Consider the following 20,539-nt stretch of genomic DNA (forward strand, 5'->3'; position numbering starts at 1 on the left):
CGCGAGAGGAGGTGACCGAGATGAGCAGCGCGCACAACCCCACCCGGCAGCGGTCGGAGGACCGCGACCCGGCCCTCACGCTGGCCGGCCACGGGGATAGCCAGATCGTCGAGGAGCACCCGCGGGTGCCGGCTGACGCCCATACGGCGCCGGCCGGCATCCCGGCCGGGCAGGGGCCGAGCGCGGCGGAGCTGGAGGACCGGTGGCGACGTGCGGTGGCGGAGCTGGACAACCTGCGCAAGCGATTCGAGCGGCAACTGGCCGAGCAGGCACGCGCCGAGCGTGCCCGCACCGCCGCGGCGTTCCTGCCGGTGCTGGACAACCTGGAGTTGGCCCTGCGGCACGCGAGCGCTGACCCGACCGCGATCCTGACCGGCGTGCAGGCCGTGCATGCCCAGGCCCTCGAAGTCCTTGATGGGCTGGGATACCGGCGCATCGGCCCGGTGGGTGAGCGGTTCGATCCGGCCCGGCACGAGGCGGCCAGGGTCGTGCCCGCCGCCGAGGGCGTCGAGTCGGGCACCGTGGTCGAGGTGCACCGGCACGGCTTGATCGACGGTGCCGGCATGTTGGTGCGCCCGGCGGTCGTCACGGTCGCTCAGGCATCCGAGTCCGAGCGGGAGTCGCAGGAGGAGTAAGGGAGCGAAGCGGTGGCCACGACGACAGGTGACTACTACGAGGTGCTGGGAGTGAACCGGTCGGCCAGCCAGCAGGACATCCAACGCGCCTACCGCAAGCTGGCCCGCAGGTACCACCCAGACATCAACAAGGACCCCGGCGCCGAGGACCGGTTCAAGCAGATCAACGAGGCCTACGAGGTCCTCTCCGACGAGAAGAAGCGCGCCCGCTACGACCGGTTCGGCGAGGCGTGGCGGCAGGTCCCGGAAGGCTACGACGGCCCCGTGCCCGGCGCCGGCTCGTTCGGCGGTAACAGTGGCGGCGGGCGGCGCGTGTACGTCAACACCGGCGGTCCCGGCTTCGGTGACGCCGGGTTCGCCGGGGTGGATTTCGAGGATCTGCTCGGTGGTCTGTTCGGTGGGCGGACCACGGGAACGGGCGGCTTCGGCGGGCCGCGCGTGTCGGCGCCCGGTGCCGACACCGAGGCCGAGATGGCGCTGTCGGTGGAGGACGCCTACGCCGGCGGCCGGCGGCGGATCACGTTGCAGACCGCGGCCGGGCCGCGCAGCTACGAGGTGAGCATCCCGGCCGGTGTCGCCGACGGGCAGCGCATTCGCCTGGCCGGGCAGGGTGCCTCCGGGGTCGGCGACGGCGCCCGCGGGGACCTGTATCTGGTCGTGCGGCTCGCCCCGCACTCGCGCTACCGCGTCAACGGCCGGGACATCACTGTGGACCTGTTGGTGGCGCCGTGGGAGGCCGCGCTCGGGGCGAGCGTGCCGGTGGAGACTCCCGGCGGGCCGGTGCAGGTGCAGGTGCCGGGGGGCTCGTCGTCCGGGCGGCGGCTGCGGCTGCGAGGACGTGGCATGCCCAACCCCAAGGGGCCGGCGGGTGACCTGTACGCCGAAGTCAAGATCGTCGTGCCGCCGCAGCCCAGTGACGCGGAACGGCAGTTGTGGCAGCAGTTGGCCGCCACCTCCGGGTTCGATCCGCGTGGTCAACGCGTCGGGGCGGAAGGGGGCCGGCGATGAGCCGCTACGCCCTCGTCCGCCGTGCCGCCTCAGTGGGTCTGACGGTGGAGCAGTTCGCCGCGGCGACCGGGCTGCATCCGGGCATGGTCACCCGGATGGTCGCGCTCGGCCTTCTCGACGCGGACCCCGGCCCGGGCGGTGCGGCACTTCTTCCCGTCGGGCAGGTCGCGCGGGCCGCGCGGATCGTGCGGCTGCGTACCGGACTCGGCTTGAACTACACCGCGGTCGGCGTGGTGCTGGACCTGCTGGACCGCATCGAGGAGTTGGAGGCGGCGCTGCGCGCCCGCCCGACTGGCTATCGGAGGTGATCAGCTGATGGATACCAACCGGTTGACGCAGAAGTCGCAGGAGGCGCTGCACGACGCGCAGACCAAGGCGCTGCGCTTCGGCCACGTGGAGGTCGACGGCGAGCACCTCCTGCTCGCCCTGCTCGACCAGGCCGACGGCCTCGCCCCCCGCCTGGTGTCGCAGGCGGGCACCGACCCCGACAGGGTACGCGCCACCGTCGAGGCCGAACTGGGCCGTCGCCCGCGGGTATCCGGACCTGGGGTCGAACCGGGCCGGGTGTTTGTCACCCAGCGCCTGTCCCGCTTGATGGACTCGGCGGACCGAGAGGCCAAACGACTCAAGGACGAGTACGTGTCCGTCGAGCACCTGCTGCTAGCTCTGGTGGAGGAGGGCTCGGCCACGGCGGCCGGCCGCCTGCTGAAGGAGCATGGCCTGACCCGCGACCGCCTCCTGACTGCCCTGACGGGTGTCCGCGGCAACCAGCGCGTCACGTCGGCCAACCCCGAGGTCGCCTACGAGGCGCTGGACAAGTACGGCCGCGACCTGGTCGCCGACGCCCGCGCCGGCAAACTCGACCCGGTCATCGGCCGCGACACCGAGATCCGCCGGGTGGTGCAGATCTTGTCCCGCAAGACCAAGAACAACCCGGTTCTCATCGGTGATCCCGGCGTCGGCAAGACCGCCATCGCCGAGGGCCTGGCTCAGCGCATCGCTCACGGGGACGTGCCTGAAGGCCTGCGGGACAAGACCGTCTTTGCCCTCGACATGGGCTCCCTGGTGGCCGGGGCGAAGTACCGCGGTGAGTTCGAGGAACGGCTCAAGGCTGTGCTGTCCGAGGTCCGCGCGGCCGAGGGGCGGATCCTGCTGTTCGTCGACGAGCTGCACACCGTCGTCGGTGCCGGCGCCGCCGAAGGGGCGATGGACGCCGGCAACATGCTCAAGCCCATGCTGGCGCGCGGCGAATTGCACATGATCGGCGCGACGACCCTCGACGAGTACCGCAAGCACATCGAGAAGGACGCCGCCCTGGAACGCCGTTTCCAGCCGGTGCTGGTCGACGAACCGAGCGTGGAGGACGCGATCAGCATCCTGCGGGGCCTGCGTGAGCGGCTGGAGGTGTTCCACGGCGTGCGCGTCCAGGACGCCGCCCTCGTCGCCGCCGTCACCTTGTCGAACCGCTACATCTCCGACCGGTTCCTACCGGACAAGGCCATCGATCTGGTCGACGAGGCGTGCGCCATGCTGCGCACCGAGATCGACTCCCAGCCGGCCGAGCTGGACGCGGCCAGCCGTCGGCTGATGCGCCTGGAAATCGAGGAAGCCGCGCTGGCGAAGGAGGACGATCCTGCTTCTAGAGGGCGGCTGGATCAGCTGCGCAAAGAACTGGCTGACCTGCGCGCCGACACCGACGCGATGCGGGCGCAGTGGCAGGCCGAACGGTCGGCCATCCGTAAGGTCCAGGCGCTGCGCTCCGAGATCGAGCAGATCCGTCACGAGGCGCAGGCGGCCGAGCGCGCCTACGACCTCAATCGCGCCGCGGAGCTGCGCCACGGCAAGCTCCCCGAACTGGAGCGCCGCCTGGCGGCGGAGGAGGAACGGCTGACTGCCAAGCAGGGCAAGCGGCGGCTACTGCGCGAGGTGGTCACCGACGTGGAGATTGCGGGCATCGTGTCCCGGTGGACCGGGATTCCGGTTTCCCGCCTCGTTGAGGGGGAACGGCAGAAGTTGCTGCGCCTGGATGAGATCCTGCACGAGCGCGTCGTCGGCCAGGACGAAGCCGTCCAGCTCGTGGCGGACGCGGTCATCCGCGCCCGATCGGGCGTAAAGGATCCGCGGCGGCCGATCGGCTCGTTCCTGTTCCTCGGCCCCACCGGCGTCGGCAAGACCGAGCTCGCCAAGGCCCTGGCGGCGGCGCTGTTCGATACCGAGGACAACATGATCCGCCTGGACATGAGCGAGTACCAGGAACGCCATACGGTCTCCCGGCTCGTCGGCGCCCCACCCGGCTACGTCGGCTACGACGAGGGTGGCCAGCTCACGGAGGCCGTACGCCGGAAGCCCTACAGCGTGGTGCTGTTCGACGAGGTGGAAAAGGCCCACCCGGACGTGTTCAACACCCTGCTGCAGTTGCTCGACGACGGCCGGCTCACTGACGCGCAGGGCCGCACGGTCGACTTCCGCAACACCGTCGTGGTGATGACCTCGAACATCGGCTCCCAGTACCTGCTCGCCGGCGTCACCGGCGAAGGGGAGATCAAGGACGACGCCCGTACCGCGGTGATGACCGAGCTGCGCCGCCATTTCCGGCCGGAATTCCTCAACCGGATCGACGAGGTGGTGCTGTTCAAGCCGCTCACCCTGTCCGAGATCGAGAAGGTCGTCGACCTGCTTGTGGCCGATCTGCGCCGGCGGCTGGCGGATCGGCAGTTGGACCTGCAGCTCACCGAGGCGGCGCGCCGGCACATCGCCGCCGAAGGATTCGACCCGGTCTACGGGGCCCGGCCGCTGCGTCGCTACCTGCAGCGCGAGGTCGAGACCCGCATCGGGCGGGCGCTGCTGTCGGGCGACGTCGTCGACGGCAGCACCGTGGTCGTCGATCACACCGGCGGCGCGTTGACCGTCACCTGGACTCCGCCGCAGACCCCGTCGCAGCCTGGCGCTCAGGCTGCCTGACCTGTAGGGGATGGCCCAATCGCACAGCATTCGAGGAGGTGATCACAATGCGGCTCCAGAGCCCGCCACCGGTGACCAACCGGTGGGTGCTGCACGTCGCCGCCACCACCAGCCAGGTCACCGCCGTGCTGCGGGAGCTGTGCGTCGATGACGAACAGCCCCGCTACAACGGCGATGAAACCTTTCCCGTCTACCTTCGCGGCTCCGGCAGCCCCTACGGGCCCCCGGAGTGGATGAGCGTCGCCCGGGCCGAGCTGAACCGGCGCGGCTACCCGACCCGCTGGTGCACCCCGACGTGTCGCCACCATCCCTGGCCGCCGCGCACCGAGGCCCAGCCGGCGAGGGACGGCGCAGGACGCAGCATGGCGGCCCGCGACCGAACTCGCGGGTTCGCCGGCCGCAGCCGGCCGCGCACGCCGGTGCGGCGGCTGACCGGCAGCGCGCCGCATCACCGCGTACCCAGCCCGGCTCCGGCCACCCCGACCGGACCGGTCACCGCGTAGAACATAGGCAGATCGGCACAGCAGAGGAGGACGACGAACGATGGCGCGCATCGAATCCGTGCTCGAACCGCAGGCTCGCGACGTCACCGGCGTCGCGCTGCAGCAGACCCTGGTTGACCTGGTCGATCTCGGCATGGTCGCCAAGCAGGCCCACTGGACCGTCACCGGCCCCCGCTTCCGGGCCCTGCACCTGCACCTCGACGAGGTTGTCGAGGCCGCCCGCCGGCACGCCGACACCGTCGCCGAACGCGCCGCCGCGATCGGCGTGGCCCCCGACGGGCGGGCCGGCACCGTCGCGGCCGGAAGCCGGCTCAGCCTGGCACCCGCCGGCTGGCAGCACGACCGCGACGTACTGGCCTACTTCATCGACGCCTACGCCAAGGTCATCGCCGGGCTGCGCGAGCGGATCAACGAGGTTGCCTCCACCGACCCGGTCACCCAGGACCTGCTCATCGCCATCGCCGCCGACCTTGAGAAGCAGTACTGGATGTTCCAGGCCGAACAGGACTGAGCCGTCTGCGCCGCCGTACGGGGCGCCCACCCGAGCACCCAACGTTCGAGGGCACCCGTACGGCGGCGCCGGGCACCGGTGAGGAGTGCCCCGCGACAACCGGCCCCGGTACCTGGCCTCGGACCGGATTCGGATCGCAGCCACAAGTGGTGCTGCTGATGGCAAGCCCGTGCCCGCGACGACCGGAGTAGGCGGAAGATGCCGCGCGGCACCTGGAATTTCGTCCACGGTGACAGGTGGAGAAGGAGGGATGAGCTGTGCCCGGCGTCACCACACCGTCCGGACCGCCCTGCTAGGCGTGTTGACGGGGATGACCCTGTTGGCCGGCCTGGGCGGCGGTCCCGGCCTGTCCATCGCCGCCCTGATGTCGCTGACCGTCAACGCCGTGGCCTACTTCCCCTGCGACACCATCGCCCTGCGGGCCATGGGAGCGTGACCGCTCTCCGGCCGCAGGCACCGCAGCTGCACGGTGGTCGCCGAGCTGGCCGCCGGCAGCCGAACGCGTTTGCCGCCGGCCGCAACCCCCGCCGGTCGGCGGTGTACGGCACCGAAGGCATCCTGGCGCTGCTGAGCCTCGAGAACTGCGTGCCATGCTCGGTCGCGAGCTGGCCCACGTCTACCACCAGGACATCCTGATCTCCAGCGTGGCCGCCGCCCTCGCCGGGATGATCACCATGCTGGCCAACCTGGTCTGGTTCCTGCCCGGCGGCGCCTGCGACGATAAGGAGCAGCCTGCCCCTGGTCTGCTCGGCGGGCTGTTAAGGCGTGTTTCAGAAGTCGTAGTGGCCGGTGAAGGTCGCGGCGTGGCGGTGATCGACAACTGAAGAGGTCTCCGGTATCTGGTTCTGCGACCAAGCAAGAACTTCATACCGGAGACCTCGTGGCCACCTTAGCGGTGACGAGGCGGCACGACCTCACCGACGCTCAGTGGCAGCGGCTTGCTGCGCTGCTGCCTGCCGCGTCGGTGAAGGGCCGACCGCCGAAGTGGGAGAAACGGCAGCTCATCGACGGGATCAGGTGGCGGATCCGGATCGGGTCGCCCTGGCGTGACGTCCCGACCGAGTACGGCCCCTGGCAGACGGTCTACGGCCTGTTCCGTCGCTGGCAGCGCGACGGCACCTGGGACAAGATCCTGGCCGCGTCCCAGGCCGCCGGCGATGCGCAAGGCCGGATCACCTGGACGGTCAGCGTGGACTCGATGACCAGCCGTGCCCACCAGCACGCCGCTGGCGCCCGCACCGACGGCCACGCGCAGAAAGAGTCACCCGGCGGCGTGCACGACGAACCTGCCGATCACGCCCTCGGACGATCTCGCGGCGGTTTGACCACCAAGACGCATCTGGCCTGTGAGCAGGGACAGAAGGTCCTATCGATGGTGGTGACCGCCGGGCACCGTGGTGACAGCCCGCAGTTCATCCCGGTCCTGCGCCGTATCAAGGTGACCCGCCTTGGGGTGGGCCGGCCCCGCACCTGCCCCGACCTGGTCCTGGCCGACAAGGCCTACACCAGCCGCGGAAACCGCGCCTACCTGCGCAAGCGCGGAATCAAGGCGTGCATCCCGAGCAAGACCGACCAGGACGCCCACCGCAAAGCCAAGGGCAGCCGCGGCGGGCGCCCGCCGAAGTTCGACCGAGACCTGTACCGGATGCGACATGCCGTCGAGAACGGCATCGCTCGGCTCAAGCGCCACCGCGGCGTGGCCACCCGTTACGACAAGTTGGCCGTCCGGTTCCAGGCAAGCCTGACCATCGCCATCATCTGCGAGTGGCTCTGACCGGCTTATAAAACACGCCTTAATGCTGCTGATCGCTCCGATCGCCGCCACGCTGATCCAGCTGGCGATCAGCCGCAAGCACGCGGCTGGCACCGGCGGCGCCGCCCTGTCCGGCGACCCGCAGCTGATGCCCCCGCCGCCTGACCCGGCAGCCGGCCAGCACCGCCCATCTCCTTCGGCCCGGCCCAGGTCCCGCGGCGCGAGCGGCCCACGGCGCAGGCGGCCTTCGATCCAACACACAAGAGGGCTCACACCCGGTCAGCCCGGAGGCTGTCCGGCCTCGGGACCTGCGTGACGCTCTGCCGAGTCTTGGTGGAGACGAGCGTGATGGAACGGCGGTACTGAGCCCTCCAACACGTGCTTGCCGGATCCACGGTCAAGGGACATCGCCGAACGATTCGGAGTGTCCACCAGGCCGTGCATCGAGCCACCGCCGCGGGAACCAGCACAGCCAACTCACCGCGTTCTCAGCGGCCGGGTCCGGGGCTGGTCGATGCCCCAGTCCTAGGCGATCTCTCGCCCTCGCACTGGAGGACCACACAGCCGTGACTGTGGGGCTCCAACGACCGAGCGTCACATTCCTGCCGGGAAGTATCGGGCCGGCGGGGCGGACGGCCGGGGTGGCGTTTACCGGTCAGTTCACGGCATCCTGCCGGGCGAGCGAGCGCTCGCCGTGCTGTCCGGGCGGCTGGGGTGGACGGCGGGCATGAGGCGGGTGGTGCGGACGGTTGCAGGTTCGCGCATGGGGCGGCGCCGGCGGCGGATGCTGCGCAGCTTTGGGCGTAGGGGGGTAGCGGGCAGGGCGGCTTGGGGGTCGAGCACGGCGATGGCGGCGGCGAGCATCTGGGTGTTGGGGATGCTCAGTGGGGCGTCGGTCGTGCGCAGGTGTACGTGGGTAAGGCCGATTCCGGTGACGGTGCCTTCGAAGGTGCCGCCGAGGGTGCCAGAGTGCAGCCGGATACGGTCGCCGATGGCGACGGTGCGGGTGAGCAGCAGGACAACGCCGGCGATGAGGTTGGCCAGGGTTTGCTGGCCGGCGATGCCGAGCAGGGCGCCGGTGAGGGCGCCACCGAGCAGGAGCTGCCCGACCGGTACGGCGAGCAGGCTCATCGTGGTCAGGACGGTCGTGGCGGCGCCGGTCACGACGGCGGTGATGTGCAGAACGCTGGCGTGGGTCTGGCCGATGCGCGCGGCCGCCCGCGTGCGCAGCCAGGCGGCGCTGCGCAGCACCGCGGTGGTGGCCGCGATGATGAACACGGTGGTGCCCGCGGTGCACAACATCCGGGCGCTGACGTGCGGCGAGCGCAGGTCGCCGGCCGATGCGATGAATGCCGCTGTGCAAGCAAGCGCGGTCAGCGCCGCCGGTTGCCAGCCGGGTACCTCTCGGCGGGTGCGGGCGCTGTCGGAGACGTACAGCGACGACAATCCTGGGCCAGGGCGGGAAATGGGTCGTGCCATGGTGCGGTGATCAGGAGCCGTGGTGGTGGGTGGGAAAGTCAGGCGACGGCGTGCAGCACGTGGGCGGGCCAGCGTCCGTCGTGCAGGTGCCGCGGTTGCGATGCCGCGATCGGGATGGTGAGGGTGAGCACGCCGTCGGTGTAGGTGGCGGTGACGCCGGTGCTAGCGGCGGGTTGGTCCAGGTCGATGTGCCGCTCGATCAGGCCGACCGGGCGTTCGCCGGTGACGCAGGTGGCGCCGTGCAGCGGTGGGGCGCTGCGCTCGGCGCGGATACTGATGGTGGCGCCCTGGACACATACGTCGAGGGTGCTGGTGTCCAGTCCGGGCAGGTCGCACAGCACGACGTAGTGGTCGTCGCAGCGGTAGACGTCGGCCGGTACCTGCGGGCGGCGGCGTGACCGGCCGGTGCGGTTCGCCGTGACGGCTCGGTGCAAGGCGGGCTTGCTGGTGGTGCCCGTCATGAGCACTGACCTCCTTCGTTCGTGAGGCTGCCTCGGCCACCGCTGTGACGGCCGAGGCACGAAAAGGGATCCATCAGCTGTGCAGGGTGCCTGCGGCGTTGAGCCGCTGGGCAGCTTGCTCGGCATGGGATTCGTCGACGAGCAGGTCGTAGCTGTCGGCGCGGAACGCGCTGATCGAGGCGAAGTCGCGGCGTCCGCCGGGCAGCGCGTGCGCGGTCACGCCAAGCACCGCGCCGGTGATTGCGCCGGCGATCGCCCCGTAGAGGGCCAGCATCAGCCCGGACACGAGGGGGTCGATGAGGTCGAACACGCCGAGGACCCAGCCGAACAGCGCGCCCAGGATCGCGCCGCCGGCGGCCTGGTAGCCGGCGGCCTTGGCGAGGGTGCGCCGGCCGAGGACCTGTTCGTAGAAGTGCAGGCCGCGTCCGACGATGGCCACGTGCTCGACCGGGAAGTGCTGGTCGGACAGGTGGTCCACGGCCTGCTCTGCGTCGGTGTACGTCGGATACGACGCGATTACCGTCTGGGCGGTGGCGGTCACGGGGGTGGTGGTGTGCTGCAGGGTCGGCGTCATCGCAGGTCATCCTCCTTCTATGGGGCGAATCAGCCGGTAGATGCAAGTGCCGCGGGTCAGCCCGCGTTGACTGTGATCCGGCGCGCCTTGGCCGCCTCGCTCTTGGGCACGCGCACCGTGAGCACGCCGTCGGCCAGATCGGCGCTGACGTGGTCGGTGTCGATGTCGCAGGGCAGGTCGGCGCGGTAGGCGAACCGGCCGACGCGGCGGGTGCGGTGCCGCAGCCAGCCGATCTTCTGCTTCTCGATGATCTCGCCGCTCACGCGCAGTTCGCTGGCGGCGACCTCAACGTTGAGGTTCTTGCGGTCGACGCCGGGAACATCGATCTCCACGAGGTAGGCGTCGTCGGTCTCGCTGACGTCAGCCAGCGGTGTCGATCCCTGCGCCATCGCGGCGAACGGTGCCGTGCCGAGCATCGAGCTCCTCAGCTGGTTCATGCGCTGGTGCAACTGCACGATTTCGCGCAGCGGGTCCGGCCCGACGGACGTGTCGACGGGCGGCGGGGTGGATCGAACAGCCGGCAGCTTCATCGTCTCCTCCTGGCAAGGACTGTGGCTCGCCTCTTAGTTGAGACTCTGCTCATCCGACAGGGCTGGTCGCGGTCCGGTGCCACAGGTGGGCACCGGACCGCTTCGGAGGTGACCAGGAGCAAGCTCTTGAGTGAAGCCTTCGCGGCCGTGCCGCGCTGCGGGTCAGCCCTTGATCTGCTTTCGGCCGCCGCTGCCGGAGCCGAGGCTGATCTTTCGCGGCTTGGCCTTGTCGGACACCGGGATGCGCAGGGTCAGCACACCGTTGTCGTAGCTGGCCTCGAGCCTGTCGGTGTCCAGGGTGTCGCCGAGGAACAGCTGCCGGCTGAACACACCCATCTGCCGCTCGGCGATCACAGTCTCGACGCCGTCCTTCTGCGGACGCTGACGCTCCGCCTTCACCGACAGCACGTTGCGCTCGACGGTCAGGTCAATCGAGTCCGGGTCGACGCCAGGCAGATCGAAGTAGACGTGGAACCAGTCACCCTCGCGCGCGGCGTCGACGTGCATCACCGCCGGCCGGCTCGTGGTACCGGCGAGCTGCTGGAAGACGCGGTCGATGTCGCGGAACGGGTCGGTGCGCATCAGCATGGCCATCTCCTCCCTCACCAATCTTCTGTACCCGAGACACCGGATTACGGTGCCGGGCCGCCCCATAGTTGAGTGCGGTTGACTCAACTTAGCTCTACCGATACAACGAACTCATATCGCTGTCAAGTCCATCACCGCCAGCTACTGAGCGGGCCTGATCAGTGCCTGTACGATCTCCGTGGCGACTGAGCTGACCGGTGTCGCCACGGACACCCTGCACAGGTACGAGGCGCCGGCCTGCTGCACCGGGCCACATCGACGGGGATGCGCCGCTTCAGCAGCAACGACCTCGCGCCTTCGCCCGGGCTGGCGTGAACCTGGCCGACGTGCCGCGCGTCCTGGCGCTCGAGGCCGAACTTGAGCAGCGACGCGCGCAAATCGCCGGCCGGCGGCGGGGGGCGATCGACTGGGGAGGTACCGCAGGCGCCTGACGAACCGCGCCGGCCTCAGGCGCCGGCATCGCAGGCGTGCCAGCGGGCGGGCCGAACAGCGATGCAGGCTGCCAACCAAGGGCGCCCGGGTTGAAAGCTTCGCAGCCTACCCCGTTGCTCGGCATGCGCGTCGGCGCTCATTCGCGTCGACGGCGGACCGCCAGTGTGGCTCGACGACGTGTCGACGCGCCCGCGGGAGGCAGGTCACCCACGGGCGCGTCCTCCGTGCAATAGGGGCCGCTGCCGAAGCGATCGGGACCCCGCACGACCGGATCAGGTGCGCTACGGATGGCTCAACACTCGGGCAACCCGGCTGCGGCCAGCCGGTGCCTTGCCGACGCCCACCTCGGTGTGTTAGCACTCTCATTATGGGAGTGCTAACCGCCTGGGGTCGTTGGGGGGTCCCAGCCGCCAGCCGAGAGTGGGCTCGCCCGGCCACTCGCGCGCGGAGGCACTGCAAGCCATGCCGGCTGGTCCAGGGCGGTGGCCGGGAGGCCGACCGCCGTGTTTTTCGTTGAAGGGAGTGAGACATCATGCCGTCGCAGCTGCACCTGGGCAAAGTCGCCGGCATCGACGTGCGGATGCGTTGGCCGAGCGTCGCGGTCCTCGCTGTGCTGGGCGTCGTTCTGGCGTTCGGCGGCTTCTCGCACACCCATCCCGGACGTCCCTTGGCGGCTTATTTGCTGGCTGCAGCCGGCACCGTGCTGCTGATCGCCAGCAGCCTGCTGGGCCACGAACTCGCCCACGCAGGGGCGGCGCGCGCCCAGGGCGTCGGCGTGCAGCAGATCAGCCTGGGAGTTTTCGGCCGCTTGGCCGAGTTGCGCGGCATCGCGGCGTCGCCCCGTACGTATCTGCTAACCGCCGTGGCCGGACCCGCCGCGAGTCTGGCGCTGGCGGGCGTATTCGCGGCCGGCGCCGTTCTGCTCGGCACCGCGGTGCCGGGCCTGCCGGCGACGATCGCCGGGTACCTGGCCGCCATCAACCTGGCCCTGGCCGTGATCCATCTGATTCCCGCGGCTCCGCTGGACGGCGGCAGGATCCTGCAGGCGCTGGTGTGGCGCGTTAGCGGTGACCCAATCAAGGCGATCCGGGTCGCGTGCCGAGCCGGTCGAGGACTCGGAATCACCATGATGGCGCTGGGCTGCACGGTCGCCGTCGCCGGGACCAGCCTGGACGGGCTGTGGCTGCTGCTTGCCGGATTGTTCCTGACCGAGGCCGCCGTCGCCGAACAGACCGTCGCCGAAGCCAGCCACCGGCTGACCGGCATGACCGCCGCGGACGTTATGACAGCGGACCCGGTTACCGCGGTGCCGTCGGCGTGGCTGGCCGCCTTCATCGAGAACACGGTGCTGCAGCGGCCGTTTTCCACCTACCCGCTGGTGGATCTCGACGGGCGGCTGGCGGGCTTGGTCACACTCAACCGAATCCGCGCGGTGCCGGCCGATCAGCGCTGGTGGACCCGGCTAGGTGACATCGCCGTCGCCCCGCAGGACGTGGTCACCGCCGCCCCGGACGAACCCCTGGCTGACCTGATCATCCGCCTCGATGACCGCGCCGGTGAAAACCGGGCCGTCGTCGTCAACGAACGCCGGCAGGTCATCGGGATCATCTCGCCCACCGATCTCGCCCGCGCCAAAATCCTTGCTGATCTGCACACCGACACATCACGGGTCCCTGACCAGCCGTCGCGGCCAGGGCATGACGACCACCTGCCCGCCGCCCCGGACAGGCTCATGCCCGCCTGACAGCGCCCTGACGAACGTCTGACTCTGGTAAAGGAGGTGATCACCGTGGACGCGGGCCTGCTGCTGCTGAGAATCCCGGTCGGGGCCATGCTAGCCGCTCACGGCAGGCCCAGAAATTGTTCGGCTAGTTCTACGGCCGCGGACTGCGGGCACCGCCGACTTCCTCGATACGTCGGGCTGCCGGTCCGGCCGCCAAGCAGCATTCCAACGCACTTGTCCGCCGCGGCAACTTGAGACCCAGCAGATGACCTTTGCCTGGCCGGCCAGGGGCGCAACCGGACGGTAGCCATGCAGGCCATCACGAAGGCCGGCGCCGTGGCCCCGGCTGGCCCGGCAGCCGAGGACCGAGCGGTGACGTTGCTTCCGCCGCTGATCGTGCCGGTCGACAGGTTGGCCTGCCCAGGCTCGCCCGACTCGACCCCGACGTCGAGGAGGTGCAGTTTGGAGTGGAGGCGGCGATCCGCGCCACCACCGGCGGCCGAGGGATATCTCCGGCGGTTCGCCGCCCCGCTGAAACTCATGCAGCGCGGCGTCCGGGGTGCGTGGTCTCCCATCGGCGCTGAGCGCATCGACCAGCCCGCGGCGACGTTTCCACAAGACGAGGGGCGGTCGAAGAGCGCGAGCAGCGTGAGCGACGCTTGTCCACAGGTTGCTGTGGACAAGGGTGATGCCGGCGCGTCTGCCGGCGTTGGAGATGTCCTGTCGCTCCAATGTCAAACTTCCGATCCTGACCACCCCGGCGGCCTGTGGGGCAATGCTGCCGGTAGCGTCGTTTGGGCATTTGATGCAGGGGGCGGTGCGGTGGCGCGAACGTGGTTGTCGATTCGGGTCGAGTTGGTGTCCGGCCGTGGCGAGGACTTCTGGCCTCGCCCAGGGCGGATCTTCGCTGCAGCGCGGACGCACACGTTCGAGCAGCTCGGTGCGGCGATCGACGACGCTTTCGCCCGGTGGGACCTGGCCCACCTGCGGCTGTTCACCCTGGCCGACGAGACCCCGGTCTGCTCGTTCCGGGTGTGGGAAGAGTCCCCGGATGGTGCGGTCGACAGCGACACGACCAAGCTGAGCCGGCTCACCCCGGGTGAACAGCTGGCTTACGTCTTCGACATGGGGGATGACTGGGCGCACCTGTGCACGGTCGATGAGCAGCGGATTGATCCGCTGGATCAGCTCGGGTTCGTGCCGACGGAGCCGACGCCGTACTGGGGTTGGGGGAACCTTCCCGATCAGTATGGGCGACGGTGGGATGGCGACGACGGCGAGTCGCCGATGCCGAAGGCTCCCAAGAACCTGCTGCGGGATCTTCCTTCGATCCTGCCCTGGTGGGGACCGCGTCGTCGCGGGTGAGCGCTGGCGCCGATCACGCGGGCCTTCAGGTCACGGCGGGCAGGCTGTCCTGCCGCGGGACGGCGATCTCGCCGGACAGTGGGTTTCGGCAGCTCGTCGGCGTGATCGACGCTGGGACAGCACTGGCCCTGCAACTATGCGCGTCGATGCTATTCGTGCGACGGGTCAGGTGGTCGCACCGTCTGTCTGTTGTGGTCACTCATGGGGCGGGCAAGCTGTCGCACTTGTGTTGATCGATGAGATCGTGGGCTGGCGGGCAGGTCTGGATGATCTGCTGGCGCGGTTCGCGCACCGATTCGGGCGCGCAGAGCCGCGCCGGCAGGTGCTGACCTACCTGGTCGGGTTGCTGTCGCCCCTGGCGAGCAAGAACGGCTGGACTCTGGCCGAGGCCGCCGGCGATGCGACGTGTTCACCCATGTGGCGGGTCCGGTGACGCTGCCGACATACACCTTCGGCCCGTCGACGGTGACGATAATGTCGCCCTCGCTCATCCGATTGAGGAACCGGTCGAGCACCCCCACGTGGAGACCGCGCTGTGACGGCGAGAAGTCCGGCAGCGACTCCCGTAGCTGCTGGTCGAGCTCCGCCTTCGACAGGCCGGGCTTCAGTTCGGGCAGCCCCGGGTAGGCGATGGAGCAGAACCCTTCGGTGAGCCAATGGCCGATCAGGTTGTGTCCGTGCACCTTCGCGCCTCGCACTAGCCAGCCGCGCGGTCCCTTGCCGTCGCCAGCCGGCGCGGTCTGCTGCCGCCACCTGTCGACCCAGGGTGGTTGATAGAAGTGAATCGGCGTGCCGGCCTTGGCCGACAGCACTGTCCGCAGGTCCGCCAGGTCCCGATCGATGTCGCCGCTCTGATGGGGCAGTTCGTCAGGGAAGGCGTCCACGATCAGCTTCTTGTGCCGCCGGGACGCGACCGGTGGAAAGGTGTCGGGGAACGCGAGGTTCAGCAGGATGTTGCGTTGGCTGTAGGCGCTGTTGATCGGGATGCTGTCCAGGACGTCCTTGAACTCCCACGGGTCGTGCAGGGCCGCCTGCTGGCGGTCGGCCGGCAGGCGCTTCCACGCCTGCACAAGCCGCACTAGCCACGCGATCTGCCGGTCCCGCTGCGTCATGTAGGCGGTGCCGGCGCGGACTACGCCGGCGTCGAGAACCGTGTCGAGGTCCGCGGGGATCGCGACCGGCTCGGGTAGCAAGGACAGAGCCCCGTTGATCACGGCGCGTTTCGCTACGCCGCCGATGTCACGGGGCAGGAGCAGATGAAGGTAGATCAGCTCGCCCATGAGCTGCACCGCCATGGAGGGCGCTTCGGCAAGCTGCCCCTGTAGCTTCCTGACGAAGCTGCCCCTGCCCGCGTCCGGCTGCTGAACAAACCTGGCATACAGCTGGTCGGCGGCTTCCACTGTCCAGACGGCTCGGCCAGGGGTGAAGGCCGACCCGTCACCAGCCAGACCCGCGTCGATCACTCTGCGGGCGGCGGCGTAAACAGCATCCTCGTTCACGGCACTCCTTGTCAGTTCCCGGTGGCCGACCGCGCAGCTGGCCGGCCCCACCATAGGCGCACGGCGGGGAGAACACGTTCATGGGCGGTAGTCGTCGTGGACGGCCACCCTGGACAACTCGTACCCGTCGGGGGTGCGCCAGTAGTGCAGCCGCCGTGCCGCCGGCGCATCCTGTTGCAGCGCCACCCGCCAACAGGTTGCACCGTCAGCGCGACGCACATACGGACCGCCGGCGCCGCCGGCTCGTAGCTGGTGCACACCGCGGCCCGCCAGATGCTGCACCTGGTCGGTGAGCACCTCGACCACCACGGCTACGATCTTGGCCCGGCTAATGCCCGCCAACTGCTCGACGGACTCGAGGAAGCCGGGACCGAGCAGATAGTCGGCGAGCGGCTTGTTGGCTTTCTCAGCAGGGGAATCCGTCGCACCCACTCGCAGTACACCTCGAACCGGAACTGCTCCTCCGCGTCGAGGAACGCCGGCCCGTCGATGCCCAGTGCATGCTCGTTGCGGCTCTGGGCGCTCCTGAGCTGCTTGACCGCCCGCTGGCGGGCGAGGTCCGCACCCCGGTAGCGGGTCTGCAGCTGCTCGATGACGCGGTTAGCGTGAGCCAACTCGTCCTCCAGCTCCGCCGCCCGACCTCGTAGGCCGGCAAGGTCTCTGGCAAGCGCTTCCCGGGTGGCCCTCTCTGCCGCCAACTCGTTGCGCAGCTGGATGACCCGTGGCCCGTCTGCCCCGCCCGGCACGCCACCCATTGACGGCGGCGCGACGGGTCTCGGCACCGGGATCCGACCGCGGGGTTCCACGTCCAAGGGTGTCGGCCTGCGCCGGGGCGGGTCCGGCACCGGGGATGGGCTGGGGGACTGGCTTGTCGGACGGGCGGCAGGGGTGGTGGACGGCTGCGGTTCAGGCTCGGGCAGGCATAGCCATGGAGGGCCACCGGGAAGCAGACTTGGCGCGGATTTCGGCGCCTCCTCGTCGTCGACGTCGTCTAGGCGCAAGCGCAGAGGGTTGTTCTCGGCGACTCGGCAGGTGACTATCTCCCCCGGGGTAAACAGGCCGCGCAAGGTGTCGTTGGCATTGGAGGTGACCGCATCCCTTTTGACGTCCACCACAACATCGGGCAGCAGCCGCAGGCTCACTGCGTCATCGCTGACCTGAGCCACGTCCGCCAGGACCACGTCACCAATCTGGTAAGCCTCTGCGACCGCAGCCCATGCGACCGACGGGTCGGTGAACAGCAGTGCCTCGCGCAGATTCAGTCGCCGCGACACGGGGTCGTAGACGCCGGTGACGCGCTGCCCCCGGCCGAGCAGTCGCTCCAACGGGACGCCGGGCACGGTCAGCTCCTCCCACACCGTTGCCATCGACGAGTCGTCCAACCTGACCAGCGCCCGTGACCCGATCACGCCCTGCACCGTCCCTGACCGCTGCTGCAGGCGCGGGTTCGTACGTGGCTCGAGCGGGCCGGCTGTCAGCGCCGCTTCCAACGCGTCGTGAATGAGCTGGTCCGTGATGCGTCGCCGGTCCTGCGGCGAATAGGCGAACCGCAACCTGCTACTGGCCGGGTCGGCAACCCAGCCGTGATCGAGCGGGTACACGCGTCCCGCGCCGCCGTACACCTGCGTCCCCGGTGGCATCTCCCGTGAGAACGCCCAGGAGACATCGCTCGTGGGCATGAGCACGACCTCAGCCAAGTCCCCGACCGCGTCCTTGACCTCGTGCGGATCCCCGAACGGCTCCTGCTGACCAGCGGAAATGGTCAGCACCACGACCGGCCACCGACGTCGGCCGGGAGTCAGCACACGGTGAGCGAGATCGCGAGCATCGGACTCGGTGTCGATGCGACGCACGTCCGCCGGAGGCGCGACGGCAATGGTCTGCCTAGCGGTGCTCTGGTCGCTCACAGCAGGACCTTCCTGTAGATCAACCGATCCTTATTCCCTCCCACAACCCGTTTCAGTCGTCGTAACCGCGGTCGCTCATGATGTCGCGAATCTCGGACGTCGCCAACAGAAGCCGCTCCGCAACCTCCTCGCACACGTTGTGTCGCTGAGCTCCAGCGCCACCGAGATGTCCACGATCGGCTTCAGACAGGTGGCCGGGGCATCTCCCAGACTCGCTCGAACTCCCCGGCCACCTGCGGCCACACCAGCGCGAGGCCGTCCGCCACCGAGCGAATCTCTGCGGCCTGCGGGCCGCAGATGACGAACTCGTGCGGGATCAGTCGGCCCGACTGGTCCTGACGCCCCAGCGGATCCGCGATGCGCAACGCCACCCTGTCACCGACGGCGTGGCAGATCTCCGGCGCGTCACCAGCACCCACGAAAGCGGCTTCGTACTCCGGAAGAGGGTCCGGGAACCCGCCGGTGAGCAGGAAACGGAAGCCCCACACTCGGCCGCGGGTGGCCCAAATGAGGCTCATCGCACGCTCCGGAGCAGGATCTGGTTGTCCTCGCCCTTCTCCAAATCCATCCGGAAGCCGGTCAGTGTGGCCGAGAGAAACTCCTTCTTGGACAGTGCCTCGGCATTGACCGCCCGCAGCTTGTCCCCCGTCAGTTTCGCCGCGTTGCTGATGAGGTCCGGACCGACGATATTCATCAGTAGGCCCAGCGGGCCGGGCAGTTTGGTCTTGGCCAGCAACGCGAGTGCCAGATCGTCGGCACGACCGAGAAGGCCCTCGAGCAGGCGTGCTGGAAGCTGTGTCAACTCGTGCCACCGGTGATGACGCTCGAACGGCAGGACGGCGGCCAGCGGCAAGATCAGATCCAACCCGACGCGCTCGGTCACCGTGATCTTGCCCGGCTCGAACTTCGCCGACGAGAGCAGCACGAAATCCTCGCCCACAGACAGCGCCTCGCGGCCCTCCACCAGTCCGGCGATCGCCTCGCGCAACTGCTCGAGGTCGTCGCATGCCTTGGCGACGAGCAGATCACGGAACCTGTACACGTCCATGTCCGGCAGGAGGTCGGCCTTCGACAGCGCCATCACCCAGATCCGGGGGAACTGGGCAAGCGGCTTGCCGTCCTCGATCAGCTCGTCCCGTAGCGACAGCACGCCGTTGCGGAGATTGCTGAACAGGGACTTGAGGTACCGGTCCTCCTCGCCCGCGTTGTCGAGCAGCTTCTGGCCATCCACCAGCAGCAGGGCGACGTCCGAGCTCAGTAGGGACCGGAAGGTGTCGGCGCGGCGCTGGGCCTCCTCCGGGCTCTGCACGGACTGCTCGAACCACTCTCCCGGATAGTCGTGCCAGACCACCCGAAGCACGTCGAACGGCCGGGACTTCGCCGCCGCGGGATCTGATCCGTCCTTCATCTGCACTTTAAAGGCGTAGGACGTGGCGGCGAAGCGGGTGGTGAGCGGCAGCGTCGCCTCGTCCTTCATGCCGAGGTAGTTCTTGTGCAGCCGGTTGCCCTGGCCGATGTCTTCCGCCAGGACGTGGAAGAGGCTTCTCTTCAGATACTGCGGCTCCTGCGTGGCACCGTAGAACGATGAGAGCAGGACGGTCTTTCCGCTACCGCTCTCCCCGAACACGGCAATGTGCTGCTCGAACGCCCTCGGTTGCATGTGAGGACCTTACGCGAAACGGCGATCATCGCCGTGTACCGGCCAAGGGGCCAGCGCATCGGAAAGGAAGGCGATCGGCAAGCGCGGCACCGGCGGGACTGCCCCCGGTTCGGTTGACTCCTGACCTGTGAGGATGCGTTCCTCGCTGGAAGGATGTCGGCCATGCCGAAAGCGTTCCCACCGGAGTTCCGCCGTGACGTGGTCGCGGTCGCCCGCAAGGGCGAGGCGCCCATCGCCCAGATCGCCAAGGACTTCGGGATCTCCGAGTCATGTCTGCACCGCTGCCTCAAGCTCGCCGACATCGAGGAGGGGGGCCCGTCCGGGGGTTACCAGCAGCGACTCCGCGGAGCTGCGGGAGGTGCGCAAGCGGAACAAGCTGTTGGAGCAGGAGAACGAGATCCTGCGTCGGGCGGCGGCGTGTGTACTTCAGAAGGGTGCCTCGAAGCAGGCCCGGGAGGCGTTCTGGATTCAGCAGGTGCAAGGAACCTTCGACCACTTCCATGCGGGCGGCCGACGTTGAGTTCGAACCGAACCACGCCGGCCCTCACCTGGAGCGGTTGGCTTCCGCTCGACGACCGTGCCGCTCGCCTACAGGTGCCGCGAGGGGCGGGGCTGTACCAGGTGAGGCGCATCGGCGACCGCGCTCTCTCTTACGTCGGGCAGACCGGTGCGCTGCGAAGCCGACTCAGTCAGCTAAGTGTGCTCTACCGCGATGAGATGCCGTACAGCGACCCGCATACAGCCGCACCCTGCCTATGGGCCATACGCAGCGTCGACGGCGCCGAGTTCGAGTTCTCCATCGCCGAGTTCGCCGGTGACGTCAGGGAACGCAAGCTGGCGGAGTGTGTGGTGCTGGCCCAGCACCGAGCGCGATTCGGTCGCTCGCCGACGGCCAACTTCGGACGCATGCCAGACGGGTGGGTCAAGTCCACCGGCAACAACGCAGCGCT

The 20,539-nt window shown here is 69.2% G+C and carries 21 protein-coding genes and 1 pseudogene; 12 read left to right on the forward strand and 10 right to left on the reverse strand.

The window, feature by feature from the left end:
* The first annotated feature begins 20 nt into the window (after positions 1-20).
* The 9 genes from CLT75_RS12510 (at position 21) to CLT75_RS12545 (ending at position 7,392) form a co-directional block, all read left to right on the forward strand.
* On the forward strand, positions 21-635 hold the full coding sequence (locus CLT75_RS12510; protein WP_135240939.1) for a nucleotide exchange factor GrpE: 615 nt from the start codon (positions 21-23) through the stop codon (positions 633-635).
* 12 nt (positions 636-647) lie between these two features.
* On the forward strand, positions 648-1,643 hold the full coding sequence (locus CLT75_RS12515; RefSeq protein WP_135240940.1) for a DnaJ C-terminal domain-containing protein: 996 nt from the start codon (positions 648-650) through the stop codon (positions 1,641-1,643).
* Positions 1,640-1,951: a chaperone modulator CbpM gene (locus tag CLT75_RS12520; RefSeq protein ID WP_135240941.1), complete on the forward strand. Its 312-nt coding sequence runs from the start codon at positions 1,640-1,642 to the stop codon at positions 1,949-1,951. Before CLT75_RS12515 ends, CLT75_RS12520 begins: the two co-directional genes overlap by 4 nt.
* A 7-nt stretch (positions 1,952-1,958) precedes the next feature.
* The gene (clpB, locus tag CLT75_RS12525) at positions 1,959-4,604 is read left to right on the forward strand and encodes an ATP-dependent chaperone ClpB (protein ID WP_135240942.1); all 2,646 of its coding nucleotides are present in this window, start codon (positions 1,959-1,961) and stop codon (positions 4,602-4,604) included.
* Between the two features lie 47 nt (positions 4,605-4,651).
* Entirely contained in the window at positions 4,652-5,107 is a 456-nt protein-coding gene (locus CLT75_RS12530; protein WP_135240943.1) for a hypothetical protein, read from the forward strand.
* 40 nt (positions 5,108-5,147) lie between these two features.
* Positions 5,148-5,618 carry a Dps family protein gene (locus CLT75_RS12535; protein WP_135240944.1) on the forward strand — a complete coding sequence of 157 codons (471 nt, stop codon included), beginning with the start codon at positions 5,148-5,150 and terminating at the stop codon, positions 5,616-5,618.
* Between the two features lie 310 nt (positions 5,619-5,928).
* Entirely contained in the window at positions 5,929-6,054 is a 126-nt protein-coding gene (locus CLT75_RS33205) for a hypothetical protein (RefSeq protein ID WP_400326717.1), read from the forward strand.
* Positions 6,055-6,208: 154 nt separating this feature from the next.
* Positions 6,209-6,442 (forward strand): M48 family metallopeptidase, encoded by a 234-nt coding sequence (locus CLT75_RS12540; protein ID WP_135240945.1) that lies wholly within the window; start codon positions 6,209-6,211, stop codon positions 6,440-6,442.
* A gap of 56 nt (positions 6,443-6,498) precedes the next feature.
* On the forward strand, positions 6,499-7,392 hold the full coding sequence (locus tag CLT75_RS12545) for an IS5 family transposase (protein ID WP_135240422.1): 894 nt from the start codon (positions 6,499-6,501) through the stop codon (positions 7,390-7,392).
* Positions 7,393-8,031: 639 nt separating this feature from the next.
* Here CLT75_RS12545 and CLT75_RS12555 read toward each other — a convergent pair.
* The 5 genes from CLT75_RS12555 to CLT75_RS12575 all read right to left on the reverse strand — a co-directional run bounded on the left by CLT75_RS12555 (position 8,032) and on the right by CLT75_RS12575 (position 11,003).
* Positions 8,032-8,850, reverse strand: a complete 819-nt coding sequence (locus tag CLT75_RS12555; protein WP_135240946.1) for a mechanosensitive ion channel family protein — start codon at positions 8,848-8,850, stop codon at positions 8,032-8,034.
* 38 nt (positions 8,851-8,888) lie between these two features.
* Complete coding sequence (locus CLT75_RS12560; protein WP_167796913.1) at positions 8,889-9,311, reverse strand: Hsp20/alpha crystallin family protein; 423 nt, start codon at positions 9,309-9,311, stop codon at positions 8,889-8,891.
* 73 nt (positions 9,312-9,384) lie between these two features.
* Positions 9,385-9,885 (reverse strand): general stress protein, encoded by a 501-nt coding sequence (locus CLT75_RS12565; RefSeq protein WP_135240948.1) that lies wholly within the window; start codon positions 9,883-9,885, stop codon positions 9,385-9,387.
* Positions 9,886-9,941: 56 nt separating this feature from the next.
* The gene (locus tag CLT75_RS12570; protein ID WP_135240949.1) at positions 9,942-10,415 is read right to left on the reverse strand and encodes an Hsp20/alpha crystallin family protein; all 474 of its coding nucleotides are present in this window, start codon (positions 10,413-10,415) and stop codon (positions 9,942-9,944) included.
* Between the two features lie 162 nt (positions 10,416-10,577).
* Positions 10,578-11,003, reverse strand: a complete 426-nt coding sequence (locus CLT75_RS12575) for an Hsp20/alpha crystallin family protein (protein ID WP_135240936.1) — start codon at positions 11,001-11,003, stop codon at positions 10,578-10,580.
* A 964-nt stretch (positions 11,004-11,967) separates the two neighbouring features.
* Here CLT75_RS12575 and CLT75_RS12580 point away from each other — a divergent pair.
* Both CLT75_RS12580 and CLT75_RS12590 read left to right on the forward strand, forming a co-directional pair.
* Complete coding sequence (locus CLT75_RS12580; protein ID WP_135240950.1) at positions 11,968-13,179, forward strand: site-2 protease family protein; 1,212 nt, start codon at positions 11,968-11,970, stop codon at positions 13,177-13,179.
* Positions 13,180-13,698: 519 nt separating this feature from the next.
* Positions 13,699-14,523, forward strand: a complete 825-nt coding sequence (locus CLT75_RS12590; protein ID WP_486485152.1) for an IS1096 element passenger TnpR family protein — start codon at positions 13,699-13,701, stop codon at positions 14,521-14,523.
* A gap of 149 nt (positions 14,524-14,672) precedes the next feature.
* Here CLT75_RS12590 and CLT75_RS32635 read toward each other — a convergent pair whose 3' ends face one another.
* The 5 genes from CLT75_RS32635 to CLT75_RS12610 form a co-directional block, all read right to left on the reverse strand.
* Positions 14,673-16,022, reverse strand: coding sequence for a hypothetical protein (locus tag CLT75_RS32635; protein ID WP_167796914.1), 1,350 nt, complete (start codon positions 16,020-16,022; stop codon positions 14,673-14,675).
* Between the two features lie 78 nt (positions 16,023-16,100).
* Complete coding sequence (locus CLT75_RS33210) at positions 16,101-16,331, reverse strand: hypothetical protein (protein WP_486485153.1); 231 nt, start codon at positions 16,329-16,331, stop codon at positions 16,101-16,103.
* A gap of 2 nt (positions 16,332-16,333) precedes the next feature.
* Complete coding sequence (locus tag CLT75_RS12600) at positions 16,334-17,929, reverse strand: hypothetical protein (protein ID WP_486485154.1); 1,596 nt, start codon at positions 17,927-17,929, stop codon at positions 16,334-16,336.
* Between the two features lie 182 nt (positions 17,930-18,111).
* Positions 18,112-18,447, reverse strand: coding sequence for a hypothetical protein (locus CLT75_RS12605; protein ID WP_135240952.1), 336 nt, complete (start codon positions 18,445-18,447; stop codon positions 18,112-18,114).
* Positions 18,444-19,589, reverse strand: a complete 1,146-nt coding sequence (locus tag CLT75_RS12610) for a TRAFAC clade GTPase domain-containing protein (protein WP_135240953.1) — start codon at positions 19,587-19,589, stop codon at positions 18,444-18,446. The genes CLT75_RS12605 and CLT75_RS12610 overlap by 4 nt, the downstream gene beginning before the upstream one ends.
* Positions 19,590-19,751: 162 nt before the next feature.
* On the opposite strand from CLT75_RS12610, the pseudogene CLT75_RS33215 reads away from it, so the two are divergent.
* Positions 19,752-20,007, forward strand: a pseudogene (locus CLT75_RS33215) (transposase); the annotation flags it as partial.
* Between the last annotated feature and the right edge of the window lie 532 nt (positions 20,008-20,539).

The sequence above is a fragment of the Micromonospora sp. CNZ285 genome (assembly GCF_004637285.1).